This window comes from Paenibacillus lemnae (assembly GCF_012933385.1).
GTDB lineage: Bacteria > Bacillota > Bacilli > Paenibacillales > Paenibacillaceae > Paenibacillus_AQ > Paenibacillus_AQ lemnae.
The window spans coordinates 68,646-83,873 of the sequence record NZ_JABBPN010000006.1 but is presented as its reverse complement, the minus strand read 5'-3'; the positions used below and the strand labels follow the sequence as shown (position 1 = coordinate 83,873).

Here is a 15,228-nt window from a genome sequence, read left to right as displayed (position 1 = left end):
AACAAACTTATACTAATATAACATGAAAGGCAGGCGGCACAATGACAAAATCGGACAAGCCCGCCATTCCGGTTTCCATTCTTTTATTCGTAGGTATTTTGGCCATATCATTTTCTTCGATTTTCGTACGATGGTCGGATGCACCCGTATCGATCCAAGCAATGTACCGGCTCTTGATAACGGCAGTGATCATGATTCCTTTCGGGTGGAAGCACCGCAGGGGCATCTCAATCATTTCCATAAGAGAGTGGATGCTGTTAGCTGTATCTGGAATCATGCTGGCTGTCCATTTTCTACTCTGGATGGGCTCGCTGAACTGGACCAGTGTAGCGAGCTCGACGATCATTTTGGCGATGCAGCCCATTTTTGTGATGATTGGCGCTTTTATACTGTTTAGAGAACGGACACGTGCAGCCGCTTTGGCAGGAATGGCCATTGCTTTCCTTGGGGTTTTCCTGCTCATGGGTGCCGGTATCCAGGAAGGAGAGCAGGGTACTTTAACCGGTGACGTTATGTCCTTCCTTGGGACACTGGCTGTTGCCATTCATATGCTGCTCGGTCAAATGCTGCTAAGAAAAATGCATGCTTATCTCTACAGCTGGTTTGTATTTGTGATCGCTGCGGCAAGTTTAGCGGTATACAATCTGTTGGTTGATATCCCTTTCACAGTCTACAGCCTGAAAGAATGGGGAATATTTCTTCTCCTGGCTGTCGTACCGACCGTATTCGGCCATCTCCTGTTTAATTGGCTGATGACGTTCTCGAACGCCTCAACCATTTCGATGAGTGTTCTTGGTGAACCTGTAGGTGCCAGCTTACTGGCATTTCTATTATTAGACGAGGCGATGAACGTCCAGCAGTTCACAGGCGGTGCTGTCGTTTTATGTGGGCTTTTGCTTTTTCTGCGGCAGCAGTCCCGTGCTCGATCTCTTTCCATCTCTGCAGGAGATGCCGACATTCAAGTCTAGCATTCCTCCAATCATATAAAAATATAGCCGGTCCCTGGTATAAAGGGTCGGCTATTTCTGCTGTAAATGGATGAATGTACTGGGGCACGAAGCCGTTTCCGATAGTCTTTTATCGCATAATGTGTACTAACCCGCAAGCCGCAGCGGATTTTTAATTAGCATGATTTCACACCAGAAGGAGGGAAGTGCGGATGACGCCGAAAGTTACGATCGTCATACCCTTTTATAACTGCCCCTATATTCAGCAGGCATTAACCAGTGCATGTGGGCAAAGTTATCCGGATATCGAGATTATCGTGGTGGACGACGGCTCCTCAGTTCATACCAACCTGCTGGATCCCTTTAGAGACCGGATCTTTTATATGGGCAAAAAAAACGGAGGAACCGCCACGGCTTTGAATCATGGCATCATGCACGCATCCGGTGAGTATGTCGCCTGGCTCAGCTCGGATGATCTGTTCTACCCGAACAAGATCGAGAGACAAGTGACATTCATGCTGGAGCAGGGGCTTGATGTCAGCTATACGGATTTCTCTACCATCGACGCTCGCAGTCGTATTTCAAAAGTATCCAATGGCATCCCGATGGCCAGTCAATCCGACCTTGCACGTCAGCTCGTATACAGCAATCCGATTAATGGCTGCACGGTAATGGCCAGGAAGGATTTGTTTGTAGGGGTTGGTTTGTTTAATGAAAAGCTCCTGTATACGCATGATTTCGAGATGTGGGTGAAAATGGTGATGCACGGCGCTCGTTTTAATTATCTGCACGAACCGCTTACCATGTACCGGTATCACGCCGGAATGGGGACGATGAAGCATCGCAGGGTGATTAACCGGGAATATGGAAGACTCAAAAAAATGTACCGCGGCGTGTTAACCAATATCGCCGCTCAGGGCGGGTGAGGAGAACCAATGAGAATTTTACTCGCTACCATGTGGCTGGTACCTCATGTCGGAGGCGTCTGGAATTTCATGCAGCAGCTGCAAAACCGTCTGACTTATATGGGCCATACAGTCGACTTGCTTGGGAACAGTCCGGATTACGGCAAATTTCATATTGTGAACCGGGGGCAGGAACTGCCAAAGGAGCTTCTCCTGCCCATGCTGAACGCCAAACTTAATGCAGGGTCTTCGCCAATGGTAACCAGTGAAGAGATTCTCCAGTTCTATGAATTTGAGCGGTATTGTCTGGAGCTGTCAGCCGCTTTCTTTGGACTGGATCAGTATGACATCATTCATACGCAGGATATTTTTGCAGCCCGATCTCTTGGCCGGGTGAAGCCTAAGCATGTACCGCTCATTTCCCATGTCCATGGATCTGTAGCGAAAGAAATGCACGATCATTTTCTCTCACATCCCGAGAAAGGAATTTTACCCGGCTCACCGACCTGGAGGTACTTTCCCGAGGTAGAGTACCAGGCCGGAATGTCTGCCGATTTAACGATCGCCGCAAACCAATGGAGCAAGAACATGCTGGTGGGTGAATATGGGGTTTCCGATCATCAGGTGACGGTCTTTCCTTATGGGATGGAAACAGGAACCTTTTATGCGAAGATGCTGGCGGGAACACCAACGAAAAGGCCAGCGGGCAAAAAAGTTATCATCTGTGCCGCCCGTCTGGTAGCTGTTAAAGGCATTGATGTGCTGTTGACCGCTTTATCCATGCTGAAGCAGATGCGAAACGACTGGGTCTGCTGGATTGTAGGAGATGGAGAGATGAGAGATGCCCTCCAGGAATTAACGGTCAGCCTAGCACTTCAGCAGGAAGTGTTCTTCCATGGCACCCGTAATGATGTTCCAGGGATGCTGAACGAATCCGACATCTTTGTCCATACTTGTATCCAGGACAATCAGCCCTATTCTGTCATGGAAGCCCAGCTGGCCGGACTGCCATCCGTCGTCTCTAATGCCGGAGGGCTGCCGGAGATGGTACAGCATGGCGTCACAGGCTTGGTAAGCAGTGTAGGAGATGCATGTTCAGTGGCACAGCATTTATATTTGCTTCTGGATGATGATGAGTACCGGCTGACGCTCGGCAGAAATGCCCAAGCTTTTGCGAACAGCTACTGGTCAATGGACCTGATGATCGACCGTCTCATGGCGATCTACAACCAGGCAATAACCCAAAAATCACATTTGAAAGGGTGAAGGGGTCATGAATCCGGATTCCTATATTGTGATGAGTGATCTGTATAACCGGGTGTTCGCTGTACAAGTGTCCAATCCTGATCTGATGGTAGATTACGTCATTTGGAACCGGATCTTGTCACAGCTTCCCAGAGACTATGTGCTCCCTGATCCGCTTGTGTACAATATCGGCTGACTTATCAGCTGTAAAGGAGGACCTTCAATGTCGGTGTTTCGGATGGACGTGGTCGAGCATGGAACGCTTGACGCCAGATATATTCAAAGTAACGATTTGTGTATCAGCAACATCGGCAGCGAACCATTTGATGTACTGATACATGGGTACCATCCAGAAGGTGTGTTTTATTTAGGGTTAGTTCACGCTGCTCCCGGCAGTACGGTAACACTCCCTGAAATCACTAATCATCATCGCACGTTCAGCTTGCTGCTGGTCACGAATATTAATTATTCCCACACCACTGGAATTACGATATACGCTAAAGATCAGGGCAATCTGATCGCAGTATTCTCCAATTCCCACTTCAGTGTGATGGAGTAGAGAAGGGAGGTCTTTCTCGGATGAAAGTGCTGTTCGTGTATTATACGCCGAGCGGTGGTGTAGAAACATTGAACCGTCAGCGCTGCCGCGCACTGCGGCTTGCTGGAATTGAGGCTCACTGCTTATATTACACTTGGGGTTCAGGCATGCAGAATAGTGTCGACTTTCCGATTTACGTGACCAAGAATGATATTGCGATCAAGCATTATCTGGATGCCAACAATTATGACGCTATTGTCGTGACGACAGACCATGTCAGCTTCTGCCGGCTGCGTATGCTTGGTTACACGGGGAAGTTAATTCTTGAAATCCAGGGATATGGGCCGAAGGAAGTTGCCCGGGCTCAGCTTACATCCGCCGTTTCTTACGTTAACGCTTTTGCTTCTGGTCTCCTCAATCCTTGCACACCTCATATAGCTTCACTGTTTGCCGAACTGTATCCGCACATCCCGCAGTTCAATTTCAACAACTGTTTTGATACAACGACGTTCAGTTATGTGTCTGCGATCCCACCCGAATATCCTGTCATTGCCTGGCTCGGACGCATAGAGGATAATAAGAACTGGCGCGAATTTTTGTATATCGGCTACTATCTCAGTCAATATGTCCCGAACTTGAGATTGTGGATGTTCGAAGATAATCAGCTCAGCCAGCCGGCTGAACGGGAACAGTTCTATCAGCTGATACAAGAGCTGGGCCTCGGGGATCGTCTGTCGATTCGTTCCAATGTCCCTAATGCCGAAATGCCGTATTATTTCTCAGTCATCGGTGATTCCGGAGGGTTCCTGTGCTCCACTTCCAAGGTGGAAGGTGCACCTTACGCCATTCTGGAAGCGATGAGCTGCCGCTGTCCTGTCCTGACCACGGATTCTGACGGCGTGTCGACCTCGATATTCCACAATTATACCGGCAAGTTCTATACGCTCGGCAATATCGAAAATGCAGTTAACGAGGGCCTGCAGCTCATGCAGGAGCAAGGTCTTCGTGAACAGATTCGCGCCTCGGCAATGAGTCATGTACAGCAGGCATTTAACCCGCACATGTATGCGGCTAACTTCTCGAACATGCTGCATTCGATCTGAATGTGTCCCTAAATTTTTATGAGCATAAATCCTAAAAACTACAGATAAGGCGGTGTCAGGATAACTCCTCGACACCGCCTTGTTTTGAGTGTTTTATTAGCTTTATAGAACATTATAGCTTATGCCTATTACTTAACTTGGTAGTGAATCAAATCGGCCAGTGCTTGACGGTTTCTGCCAAGCCTTGCTCGATTGTGTATGCAGGCTTCCAATCCAAAGCTATTTTAGCTTTACTGCTGTTCAGGCAGCTGTGAACGATATCTCCGGTTTTAGCAGGTTTATAATGTGTCTCGATACTCTGATTTAACTGCTCAGCAACGATCTGAATCAACCGGTTAATACTTGTAGGTTGACCGGTACTGACATGAATAGTTTCCCCGTCTCCCTTATACATGGCTGCAAGATTGGCGCTCACAACATCTTGTACATAAATAAAATCTCGGGTCTGATTGCCGTCCCCATACACATTCAAGGACAGCCCCTGAGCCAGACGATCTCCGAATACGGCGATGACCCCGCCTTCTCCCTTAGGCGTTTGTCCAGGTCCGTAGACATTCCCGTACCGGAGAATCGTATAGGTCAGGCCGAAGCACTGCTGATACAGATGCAGATAGCGTTCTCCCGCCAGCTTGGATAAAGCATAGAAGGAGATCGGAGATACCGGATCATCTTCTAGAATCTGATCTTTATTCAGCTCACCGTAGACGCCGGAGGTCGAGGCGAAGATGATTTTACGCACGCCTGCTTTTCTGCTGGCTTCCAGCAGCCGGAGCGTCCCCATAATGTTGACCTCGGCATCGTGGGAAGGATCAGCAATCGATCGCTGAACATCTGCTTGTGCGGCTAGATGAAAGATGATGTCCGGTTTGATTAACGATATGCACGCTGCCGCCTGATCACCGCAGATATCGCATATATGAAGGATTGCTTCATTGTGAAGACGTCCTGCATCACCTGTGCTGAGATTATCAATAACGTGCACCTCACAGCCGTGGGATACAAGGCGATGTACAAGGTGAGAGCCGATAAAACCGGCACCCCCGGTAACGACCACTTTCATGCGGAAACCTCCAGCCTTTCATGGGATGATCTATCGTACGTCGATTGGAGGCATTACGCATGAGACAGGAGACTATTGCACAAGGATTGGGCGGCTGCCACCAGCCAAGCAGCATGGATTGCTATACCTATAACTGATATAATAAGACCTGCTGCGGCGAATTTAGACGCTAAAAGAGGGACGAGAAATGATGAAAGAAGTGCAAAAAAATCGATTAACCTGGTTTGGCGGCATGTTTTTACTGCTGCTGCTCAAGCTGATTGTTTTTCGGCTGTTTATCTTTAATGGTGTGCTTTGGGACAAAGTGCTGACGGACACCTTTTCACTGCTGGCCTTTATGGCTTTGCTGGAAATTGGTTTGACCCGAAGACTCCGGCCAGCCGTGTACTGGATTTTAAATTTGATCCTGTCTTTAATCTTGTTTGCCTCTGTTATTTATCACGCATACTACGGTTCAATCCCCACGTATACTGCTCTTTCGGGATTAGGTCAGGTCACTCAAGTCCGTGGAAGCATTCAGTCACTAATTGAACCTGTACAGTTTATCTTTTGGGCTGATTTGGTTGTCTTGGCATTGGTGTGGGGGATCAGAAAAATACGTAATAGAAGCCGTAGGGGGTTGACTTTTTATACTCCTCAGACGTTCTATGCCGGTGCAAGATCAACAAAACCGGTGTGGAGAATGGTAATGGCCGGACTGTGTGTCGTCGGTGCTTTGCTGTCTGTGATGTACACCCGCAAAGCCTGGTCCATAGAGAATGAACAGGTGCGTGCAGAGCAGATGGGATTTGTGAATTATCAGATATCGGCAGCCATTCGGGATTCGCAGGAGAAAAAGGCGCTGGCACAAGGAAACCTGACGGATACGATAAACCGGATAAACGAACTGCAATCCACATATCCGTATACAGATGAGAAGAAGGTCGGAAGCAAACCCAGATTGTTCGGAAGCGGTAAGGGGATGAATCTTCTGGTCGTACAGATGGAATCCTTGCAAAACTTTGTGATGCACGCCTCATTGGAGGGACAGGAATTAACGCCGGTCATGAATAAACTGGCTGATGAAGGCTTATATTTCCCTTATGTGTACCAGCAGATCGGTCAAGGCAATACATCCGATGCGGAATTCATGTCGAATACGTCGATATATCCGGTGGGATCCCTGGCGATGTCTACCGGTTTTGGAGACCGTAAGCTTCCCAGCCTGCCGAAGCTGCTGAGTGGTAAAGGATATGAATCCAGCACGTTTCACGTCAATGATGTGACGTTCTGGAACCGCAAGCAGATGTACCCGGCATTGGGGTTTGATCATTATTACGACAAACCAAGTTTCGAGAATGATCAGTTCAATGAATTCGGAGCTTCGGATGAGGAAATGTACCGGACTGGACTAGCAAAGCTTCAGACGGCACTTCAGGAGAGCAAAAACTTTTACGGCCAATTTATTACGGTATCGAGCCACTCACCTTTTACGGTGCCGCCGGAGGAGTCCCGAATCAACATCCCTGACTCCCTTCAAGGAACCCAGCTGGGCAATTATCTGGATGCTGCGAACTATTCGGATTATGCGTTAGGCACTCTGATTGAATATCTGAAACAAAACAATCTTTGGGACAATACGGTGCTGGTCGTATACGGCGACCATTTCGGTATCAATCCGAATGATACGGATCCTTCCCAAATTACTTCTACCTTGGGCGTGCCGTATCATGAGCAGATCAGCCGTTTTAACATTCCACTGATGATTCGTGTGCCGGGTTTGGAAAACGGGGAGAAGATTGAGATGACAGGCGGTCAGCTGGACATCATGCCCACGATTGCGAATATTATGGGGATCTCGCTGGCGGAGGAACAATTCACGGCCTTTGGGCAGGATTTGCTGAATATTGATCATAATGTGTTCGGCATGAGATATTATCTTCCTACTGGTTCATTCTTCAACGATGACATTATGTTTGTTCCCGGAAACGGGTTTGAGGATGGATCTGCCATCTCTTTAGAAACACTGGAGCCTGTTCAGGAATTCACGAAATATCGGGATGATTACGAATATGTGCTTCAGCTGATGAAGCTGTCAGATGAATATGTCAAGCTGCTCCCCAAACGGGCGCCTTAACTTTAAATAGTACCTCTGATCTGTTAACCAAACAGCGGGGGTGCTTTTTTTATGGGTGGTCAGTTGTTTAAAGGTCTTGTGTGTTAAATGTTAACTTGTTAATATATTTTTTAGGTTAACAAATAAATGATACATAAGGAGAACACAACATGATCACACTGCGTACCAATGACTGGATCTCGCTGGCAGAACAAGTGCTGGAGGGCAAAAGGTTAACAACCGAAGAAGCTGTAACTATACTTAGGTGTCCTGACGAGGATGTTCTTTCATTAATGCATGCCGCTTTTCAAATTCGTCAGCATTACTTTGGCAAAAAAGTAAAGCTCAATATGATCATCAATGCAAAATCAGGGCTTTGTCCGGAGGACTGCGGCTATTGTTCACAATCCATCGTCTCCGAAGCTCCTATTGATAAATATGCATGGTTAACCAAGGAGAAGATTCTCGAAGGCGCACAGGAATCCATTCGCCGCAAAGCCGGGACATACTGTATTGTTGCTTCCGGCCGCAGACCGACAGATCGCGAAATCCGGCATGTATCAGAGGCCGTCCGTGAGATTCGGGAAACGACAAACTTGAAAGTATGCTGCTGTCTGGGATTTCTGAATGAACATCAGGCGACAGAGCTGAAGGAAGCCGGTGTGCAACGTTATAATCATAATCTGAACACGTCCAAAGACAATTATGAACAGATTACCACCACACACACATACGAAGACCGGATCGGCACGATACAGCAGGTAGGACGGGCCGGAATATCTCCATGTTCTGGAGCGATCTTTGGCATGGGTGAAAGCGATGTGGAAGCGGTTAACATTGCGATAGCGCTCCATCAGCTGGGTGCCGAGTCGATTCCTTGTAACTTTTTGAATCCAATTGATGGGACACCGCTGGAAGGGAAGAGAGAATTGACACCGGCCAGATGTTTAAAGCTGCTTGCCATGATGAGGTTTGTGAACCCCGAGGCCGAAATTCGAATTGCTGGAGGCAGAGAAGTAAATCTTCGCTCACTGCAGCCATTAGGGCTTTATGCAGCCAATTCGATTTTTGTCGGAGATTACTTAACTACCAATGGTCAGGATCAGCAGTCCGATTGGACAATGATTGAAGATCTTGGTTTTGAGATTGAACAATGCGCTCTTTGACAATGATAATCTTTATCATTTAAAATGTTATAGAGAACTCATATATAGGGAGTGTAATTACGTGTTCATAGAAGTCAAAACAATTACAGCAAAAGCGGGTACGTCTGAACGTGTGGTGGAACATTTTACAGGTCCCGGTGAAATTGAAAAGATCCCAGGTTTTATTGATCTTAGTGTGCTTGTAAAAGAGAAACGCAAAAATGATGTGACAGAAGAAGTGATGGTGCTGATCCGTTGGGATTCCAAAGACGCATGGAAACACTGGGAAACAAGTAATGCCCATATTCAAGGACACCGTGAACGAAGAGGAGCAGCACAGCCGGATCATATCATAGGCTCCGAACATGCCACATATGAAGTCAGATCATCGAAAGGCCCTTGGACCGTTGATTAATATGGAAAAACAATGGGAATGTTATGGGAGCAGCGGATATCTGCTGTATTTAAGGAGAAGGAGCTGTTTCCCTGGTGTATTACGTATACAGTCATAACGATCTGGATGGTGTAAGCTGCGGTATACTTGCCAAATATGCATTCGGCGATGAGGTGGAGGTGCGGTACAATTCCATTGGCTCATTGAATATACAGGTTGAGAAATACTTGAACCGGGTGCCGGTCCAGGGAAATCCCGACGATCTGCTGCTGATTACCGATTTGTCCGTGAACAGCGATATTGAAAAAAGGATGGACCTCCATGTGCGCAATGGCGGACGTGCTTATCTCATTGATCATCATAAAACCGCGCTGCATTTTAACGATTATGAATGGGCGCAGGTTCATGTACAGCATCATGATGGTAAGCTGGCCTCGGCCACCTCACTTCTATATGAATATTTGATCCATCATCAGCACCTGGAGCCGAATGCTGCCTTGGATCAATATGTGGAATGGGTCCGCTTATACGATACGTGGGAATGGGAAATACACAATGAAACCCAGGCCAAACGGCTGAATGATCTGTTTTATATGATTTCACTGGATGACTTTGAAAGCCGGATGATTGAACGCTTAAAGAGCAGTGATTCTTTCTCCTTTGATGAATTTGAGGAAAAGATTCTCGATATGGAAGAGGACAAAATTGAGCGGTATATCCGGCGAAAGCGAAGAGAGCTGATTCAGACGTTTATTGGGGAGGAATGTGTCGGGATTGTATATGCGGAATCCTATCATTCCGAGCTGGCGAGCGAGCTGGGAGGATCTAACCCTCATTTGGACTATATCGCTATACTCAATATGGGCGGACGTAAAATGAGTCTCCGAACCATCCATGATCATATCGACGTTTCAGCTATAGCTATGCGCTACGGGGGCGGTGGGCATGCCAAAGCTTCAGGCTGTACTATGGGTGAAGAAGTGTACCGCCTGTTTGCTGCCGAACCGTTTGAGCTGGATCCGCTGCCTATGGATGCCATGAAAAATCAGTTTAATATTAAAGGTTCTGCCAATGGTGCACTCTATGAGGCTGGAGGGGATGCCACTCTTTTTCTGTTCCGCTGCCCTTCAGGGGACTGGGCTGCTGAATGGAACGGGGAACGACTTCCATTTCAATTCCCATCCTTTGAAGATGCCGAACGTCACATCAAACGGCAGTACGGTGCCTGGCTGGCGCGAGACGAAGCTTATGTCAGTCTGCTGTCAGACCATTTGAAGCGCTCAAGAAACCGGGGCCTTGCGCCCGACCACGATGAAGAGAAGATCATCGAAGAGCCGTAGGAAGCTATGCGATCGAAACGTTGTAGAAAAGCTATACGAATCAAAAAAAGAAGCAGCGGACGTAGATTACTCTACACCACTGCTTCTTTTTTTTAAACTGGCTTTTGTCATTATGAGACCTTAGTGTTTCAAAAAATTTATAAGAGTCCGCCTTTGTCTCCGAAATGCCTCCTTTAGAGCAGGATTCCGAGCATTTTGGAGACAACAGTGGTCGTAAGAACACTTGACATCGCAGCAACCCTGAAAGGTAGCTTTAACTTCAGTCTTTAAAATCTTTTGAGCGGACCCTTTTTTAAATTAAAACCTTACTGACTTCTGCTGCCTTTATGCGTACCAGCCCCATACGAAGATGAAGAGCGTCCCGAATATCGTGACCAGTGCCATGAATATCGCAAAGGCTATGTTGATATACAGGGATTTTTTCTCGCTCGATTCACCGATGTGCATGAACATGACCAGCTGGAGAGAAGCCTGTAGAATAGCTGTTACCGCCAGAATGCCTATTTCCACTGCTGCCGGAAGGTCCATCAATACGACCAGAGCAATTAGTGTAAGGACAAGCGAGGCGACATAGCCAACGACGTGCTTTACTGGAAACAGCTGCTTCAACATGTCACATCAGTCCTTTCAAATATACAAAGCTGAAGATAAAGATCCACACGACGTCCAGGAAGTGCCAATACAGAGAAAAGATAAAGGACTTGTTCGCTGTTTTATGATCCAGGCCGTATTTTCTTACCTGCAGAAGTATTGCTGTTCCCCACAGCAGACCGAAGGTCACGTGAGCACCATGTGTACCCAGCAGGGTAAGCAGGCTGGATGTAAACGCACTGGTTGTTATCGCAGCACCTTCGTGTACGTAATGGAAGAACTCATAAATCTCAATCCCCAGGAAAGCGGCCCCGAGAACAAGGGTGATGACCATGAAGATCATCATTTGCTTTTTCAATCCCAGACGCATGCTGTGGACGGCTAGACCAATCGTAAAGCTGGACGTCAGAAGGATGAACGTCTCTGCCAAGACAGGACCAATGACAAACAAATCTGCTCCGCTTGGCCCGGAAGCAAAGCGATCTACCAGAACGAAGTACACTGTAAACAGAGTAGCGAAAAGCGCGATCTCCGCTCCCATGAACAGCCAGAAGCCGAATATTTTATTGCGATTCTCTTCGGTTCCATATTCAAGCGGCTGAGTGGCATCTATCTTCATACCCGTTCACCCCGCAGTCTCTTTTCAGATTGTACAACTTCTTCCACAGGAATGTAATATCCATCGTCTCTGTCGAATGACATGGCTGCCATGGTCAGCAGAACGGCGATCCCGGCAACGATGGCCGGTGTCCACCAGCTGAATACGACAAAGAATCCAAGGAAGAAAAAGGCGATGCCGAGAATAAAAGGTTTGCCTGAATTGCTCGGCATATGAATTTTTTCAATCTTTTTATCCGACAAGGATTTACCTTCTTGCTTGGCGAACCAGAATTCATCACGCTTCGTAATTTCAGGAACAACTGCGAAGTTGTAGACTGGAACCGGACTCGGCATGGACCATTCGAGGGAACGTCCATCCCATGGATCACCTGTTGTGTCACGCGGCTCATAACGTGTGCTCCAGTAAATATTGTACACCAGCAGGATAAATCCGATCGTAAGACCGATGGCACCGACCATAGACAGCATGTTCAGCGGACCAAATCCTGTCTCTTCAGAGTACGTGTACATCCGCCGAGTCATCCCCTGAAGTCCGAGGAAGAAGAGCGGGAAGAAGGTAACGTTAAACGAAATAATGATAAACCAGAAGGCGGTCTTGCCTCTGCGCTCGTTCAAGCGGAAACCGAACACTTTCGGGAACCAGTAATGGAAGCCCGCGATGACCGCGAATACCGTACCCGGAATGAGCACGTAGTGGAAATGGGCAACCAGGAACATCGTATTGTGGTACTGGTAATCGGCGCTGGCCATAGCCAGCATGACGCCTGTTACGCCGCCGATCGTGAAGATCGGAATGAAAGCGAGCGAGTACAGCATCGGTGTCGTAAACTCTATTCGGCCCTTGTGAAGGGTGAACAGCCAGTTGAATATTTTAACCCCTGTCGGTACAGCAATCGCCATGGTCGTGATCGAGAAGAACCCATTGACCATTGCGCCTTGACCCATCGTGTAGAAATGGTGAGCCCAGACAAGAAACGATAAGCCGGAGATGACCAGCATACTGATGACCATGGACTTGTAGCCGTACAGATTTTTTTTGGCGAAGGTAGAAATGATCTCACTGAATATACCGAACGCCGGGAGGACCACGATATAAACCTCAGGGTGACCCCATACCCAGAACAGGTTGGCCCACAGCATATCCATGCCGCCATTTTGCATTGTAAAGAACTGGGTTCCGAATTGACGGTCAAACATCATAAGCAGCAGGGCAACCGTCAGGACAGGGAAAGCAAAGATGATAATTACACTCGTAATAAGTACGGACCAGGTGAACATCGGCATTTTCATCAGTGTCATGCCTGGTGCGCGCATTTTCATAATCGTTACGATAAAGTTCAGGCCTGTCATCAGGGTACCGATACCGGATATCTGAAGAGCCAGTGAATAATAGTTGTTACCTACGTGCGGGCTGAACTCTATACCTGCCAGCGGGAAGTATGCAGACCAGCCGGCATCCGGAGATCCCCCGATGACAAAGGAAATGTTGAACAGCATCGCTCCGGCAAAGAACAGCCAGAAGCTGATCGCATTCAGACGCGGGAAGGCGACGTCCCTTGCACCGATCTGCAGGGGGATAATCACGTTCATTAGTCCGAATATAAAAGGCATCGCCATGAACAGAATCATGATGACCCCGTGTGTGGTGAAAATTTCATTGTAATGCTGTCCATCCAGGAACTTCATATCCGGCATGGACGTTTGAGCACGCATCATGACTGCATCGACACCGCCGCGGAAGAGCATGATCAGTGCCGCTAGGATATACATGACACCTATCTTTTTATGATCAACCGTGGTCAGCCATTCTCTCCATAGATATCCCCATTTTTTAAAGTAGGTCAGACCTACAAGGATCGCCAGGGAAACAAGAACGATACTCACCATGGCTCCATATATCAATGGATCACCGGTAACGAAAAATTCGTCCCATTTCATAAAGGTTTATCTCCTTTCAGGATGTAAGAAGAACAGGGGAGAGAAAACATATGGTCTCCTCTCACGCTTCTAATGTCCTTCATGATGTGTTGATTCATCTCCGGGATCTACAGGAGTCGGATCATCAGGATGAACATTTGGATCAAAATCGAATTCCGCCTCATCTTCATCGGTAGAAGAAGGTTCAGGGAATTTTTCCTTATTATCTTGATGTTCCTGATTTCCGTTCTCTTTTTCTGTACTTCCGCTGTGATGATGGCCTTCCTCTGGTGGAGGACTGAAGGACAGATGGGTGCTGGCGAATGACATTCTGCCAACATGCGGCGTTTCCAGCAGCTTATCGAATTCTGCTTCCGTCAGCTCGCCTTCATTGTTCTTCACGTCCTGAACCCATTCATCAAACTCAGCCTGTGACATGGCCAGCGCTTCAAAGTTCATGTGGGCAAAACCTTCACCGTTAAAGTTCGCGTTCTTACCCATATAAGAGCCTGGAACATCTGCGACCAGATTGATCTTGGTCACCATATCACTCATGGCATACTTCTGGCCTGCAAGCTGTGGAATCCACAAGCTCGTAATCGGGCCGAAGGAATACATCCGGAATTCTACCGGACGGTGAGTTGGCAGATTGACATAATTGACAGTTTCAATCCCTTGCTCTGGATAACTGAAATGCCATTTCCAGTTCGAGGATGAAGCGTAAATGACCAGAGGCTCCTGATTCTCATAACCTTCCGGTACGTTTTCCACAGCCATGGTCGTTCTCACTGTAACCACGGAAAGAATAAGTACGATGATGATCGGAATAACCGTCCATGTGATCTCAAGTTTGGTACTTCCCTCCTCGTGTGGAGGCACGTATCCTTCGTTGGATTTCTTGGCGCGATACTTCACCAGCATGTACACATAAAGGATATAAACGACTGCCAAGACGCCGACCATCATTAATATAGAAAATATGATTGTATCGGACAGGGTTCTTGCAGCCGGTCCTTTCGGATCCAATACGGTGAGCGAGCTGCAACCCGATAAAAGCATGGTTAAACCGAAAAACAATGCAAGTAACGGCCCTCTTTTTTTCATGGTGTACCCCTTTCCTATCGTAATCAATCCTCAAGCGCTTTAGATTAACTATCCCTATAGTAAGTATTAACTGAATCCTTTGCAAAACCCATTTCATTGTTTTAATTACATATAATGGTCTAAGTTTGACGAAGTCATAAACGTTTTGTGATCAAATTGTTTCTAAAGATGTAGTATGGGGCAAAAAGTCCAGTGTTTATGCGGTTTTCTCTAAGTTCAAACT

General features: G+C 47.3%; 15 protein-coding genes. 10 read left to right on the top strand and 5 right to left on the bottom strand.

What is annotated here, in order from left to right:
• Nucleotides 1-41: 41 nt before the first annotated feature.
• From HII30_RS08865 to HII30_RS08840, 6 genes are all read left to right on the top strand, one after another.
• Nucleotides 42-968, top strand: a complete 927-nt coding sequence (locus HII30_RS08865) for a DMT family transporter (RefSeq protein WP_169504664.1) — start codon at nucleotides 42-44, stop codon at nucleotides 966-968.
• Between the two features lie 191 nt (nucleotides 969-1,159).
• A complete protein-coding gene (locus HII30_RS08860; RefSeq protein WP_169504663.1) occupies nucleotides 1,160-1,873 on the top strand; it encodes a glycosyltransferase family 2 protein in 714 nt (237 codons plus the stop codon).
• Nucleotides 1,874-1,882: 9 nt separating this feature from the next.
• A complete protein-coding gene (locus HII30_RS08855) occupies nucleotides 1,883-3,118 on the top strand; it encodes a glycosyltransferase family 4 protein (protein ID WP_169504662.1) in 1,236 nt (411 codons plus the stop codon).
• 7 nt (nucleotides 3,119-3,125) lie between these two features.
• Nucleotides 3,126-3,293 (top strand): hypothetical protein, encoded by a 168-nt coding sequence (locus HII30_RS08850; RefSeq protein WP_169504661.1) that lies wholly within the window; start codon nucleotides 3,126-3,128, stop codon nucleotides 3,291-3,293.
• A gap of 27 nt (nucleotides 3,294-3,320) precedes the next feature.
• Nucleotides 3,321-3,656: a hypothetical protein gene (locus HII30_RS08845; RefSeq protein ID WP_169504660.1), complete on the top strand. Its 336-nt coding sequence runs from the start codon at nucleotides 3,321-3,323 to the stop codon at nucleotides 3,654-3,656.
• Between the two features lie 20 nt (nucleotides 3,657-3,676).
• Nucleotides 3,677-4,738 (top strand): glycosyltransferase family 4 protein, encoded by a 1,062-nt coding sequence (locus tag HII30_RS08840; RefSeq protein ID WP_169504659.1) that lies wholly within the window; start codon nucleotides 3,677-3,679, stop codon nucleotides 4,736-4,738.
• 148 nt (nucleotides 4,739-4,886) lie between these two features.
• Here HII30_RS08840 and HII30_RS08835 read toward each other — a convergent pair whose 3' ends face one another.
• Entirely contained in the window at nucleotides 4,887-5,798 is a 912-nt protein-coding gene (locus HII30_RS08835; RefSeq protein WP_169504658.1) for an NAD-dependent epimerase/dehydratase family protein, read from the bottom strand.
• Between the two features lie 187 nt (nucleotides 5,799-5,985).
• Between HII30_RS08835 and HII30_RS08830 the strand changes: the two genes are divergently transcribed.
• From HII30_RS08830 to HII30_RS08815, 4 genes are all read left to right on the top strand, one after another.
• Complete coding sequence (locus HII30_RS08830; RefSeq protein ID WP_343045085.1) at nucleotides 5,986-7,914, top strand: LTA synthase family protein; 1,929 nt, start codon at nucleotides 5,986-5,988, stop codon at nucleotides 7,912-7,914.
• Between the two features lie 149 nt (nucleotides 7,915-8,063).
• Nucleotides 8,064-9,059, top strand: coding sequence for a biotin synthase BioB (gene bioB, locus HII30_RS08825; RefSeq protein ID WP_169504657.1), 996 nt, complete (start codon nucleotides 8,064-8,066; stop codon nucleotides 9,057-9,059).
• A 61-nt stretch (nucleotides 9,060-9,120) separates the two neighbouring features.
• Nucleotides 9,121-9,453, top strand: coding sequence for an antibiotic biosynthesis monooxygenase (locus tag HII30_RS08820; RefSeq protein WP_169504656.1), 333 nt, complete (start codon nucleotides 9,121-9,123; stop codon nucleotides 9,451-9,453).
• Nucleotides 9,454-9,527: 74 nt separating this feature from the next.
• Nucleotides 9,528-10,772: a DHH family phosphoesterase gene (locus HII30_RS08815; RefSeq protein WP_169504655.1), complete on the top strand. Its 1,245-nt coding sequence runs from the start codon at nucleotides 9,528-9,530 to the stop codon at nucleotides 10,770-10,772.
• Nucleotides 10,773-11,096: 324 nt separating this feature from the next.
• On the opposite strand, the gene qoxD is transcribed toward HII30_RS08815, so the two are convergent.
• The 4 genes from qoxD to qoxA all read right to left on the bottom strand — a co-directional run bounded on the left by qoxD (nucleotide 11,097) and on the right by qoxA (nucleotide 15,005).
• Entirely contained in the window at nucleotides 11,097-11,384 is a 288-nt protein-coding gene (gene qoxD, locus HII30_RS08810) for a cytochrome aa3 quinol oxidase subunit IV (RefSeq protein ID WP_169504654.1), read from the bottom strand.
• 1 nt (nucleotide 11,385) lies between these two features.
• Complete coding sequence (locus HII30_RS08805; protein ID WP_169504653.1) at nucleotides 11,386-11,982, bottom strand: cytochrome (ubi)quinol oxidase subunit III; 597 nt, start codon at nucleotides 11,980-11,982, stop codon at nucleotides 11,386-11,388.
• Nucleotides 11,979-13,922 carry a cytochrome aa3 quinol oxidase subunit I gene (qoxB, locus tag HII30_RS08800; RefSeq protein ID WP_169504652.1) on the bottom strand — a complete coding sequence of 648 codons (1,944 nt, stop codon included), beginning with the start codon at nucleotides 13,920-13,922 and terminating at the stop codon, nucleotides 11,979-11,981. The genes HII30_RS08805 and qoxB overlap by 4 nt, the downstream gene beginning before the upstream one ends.
• A 69-nt stretch (nucleotides 13,923-13,991) precedes the next feature.
• Nucleotides 13,992-15,005 (bottom strand): cytochrome aa3 quinol oxidase subunit II, encoded by a 1,014-nt coding sequence (gene qoxA / locus HII30_RS08795; protein WP_169504651.1) that lies wholly within the window; start codon nucleotides 15,003-15,005, stop codon nucleotides 13,992-13,994.
• Between the last annotated feature and the right edge of the window lie 223 nt (nucleotides 15,006-15,228).

Coding starts and splice junctions, on each gene's coding strand:
- HII30_RS08865 (WP_169504664.1), top strand. CDS start 42: ATGACAAAATCGGACAAGCCCGCCATTCCGGTTTCCATTCTTTTATTC.
- HII30_RS08860 (WP_169504663.1), top strand. CDS start 1,160: ATGACGCCGAAAGTTACGATCGTCATACCCTTTTATAACTGCCCCTAT.
- HII30_RS08855 (WP_169504662.1), top strand. CDS start 1,883: ATGAGAATTTTACTCGCTACCATGTGGCTGGTACCTCATGTCGGAGGC.
- HII30_RS08850 (WP_169504661.1), top strand. CDS start 3,126: ATGAATCCGGATTCCTATATTGTGATGAGTGATCTGTATAACCGGGTG.
- HII30_RS08845 (WP_169504660.1), top strand. CDS start 3,321: ATGTCGGTGTTTCGGATGGACGTGGTCGAGCATGGAACGCTTGACGCC.
- HII30_RS08840 (WP_169504659.1), top strand. CDS start 3,677: ATGAAAGTGCTGTTCGTGTATTATACGCCGAGCGGTGGTGTAGAAACA.
- HII30_RS08835 (WP_169504658.1), bottom strand. CDS start 5,798: ATGAAAGTGGTCGTTACCGGGGGTGCCGGTTTTATCGGCTCTCACCTT.
- HII30_RS08830 (WP_343045085.1), top strand. CDS start 5,986: ATGATGAAAGAAGTGCAAAAAAATCGATTAACCTGGTTTGGCGGCATG.
- bioB (WP_169504657.1), top strand. CDS start 8,064: ATGATCACACTGCGTACCAATGACTGGATCTCGCTGGCAGAACAAGTG.
- qoxD (WP_169504654.1), bottom strand. CDS start 11,384: ATGTTGAAGCAGCTGTTTCCAGTAAAGCACGTCGTTGGCTATGTCGCC.
- HII30_RS08805 (WP_169504653.1), bottom strand. CDS start 11,982: ATGAAGATAGATGCCACTCAGCCGCTTGAATATGGAACCGAAGAGAAT.
- qoxB (WP_169504652.1), bottom strand. CDS start 13,922: ATGAAATGGGACGAATTTTTCGTTACCGGTGATCCATTGATATATGGA.
- qoxA (WP_169504651.1), bottom strand. CDS start 15,005: ATGAAAAAAAGAGGGCCGTTACTTGCATTGTTTTTCGGTTTAACCATG.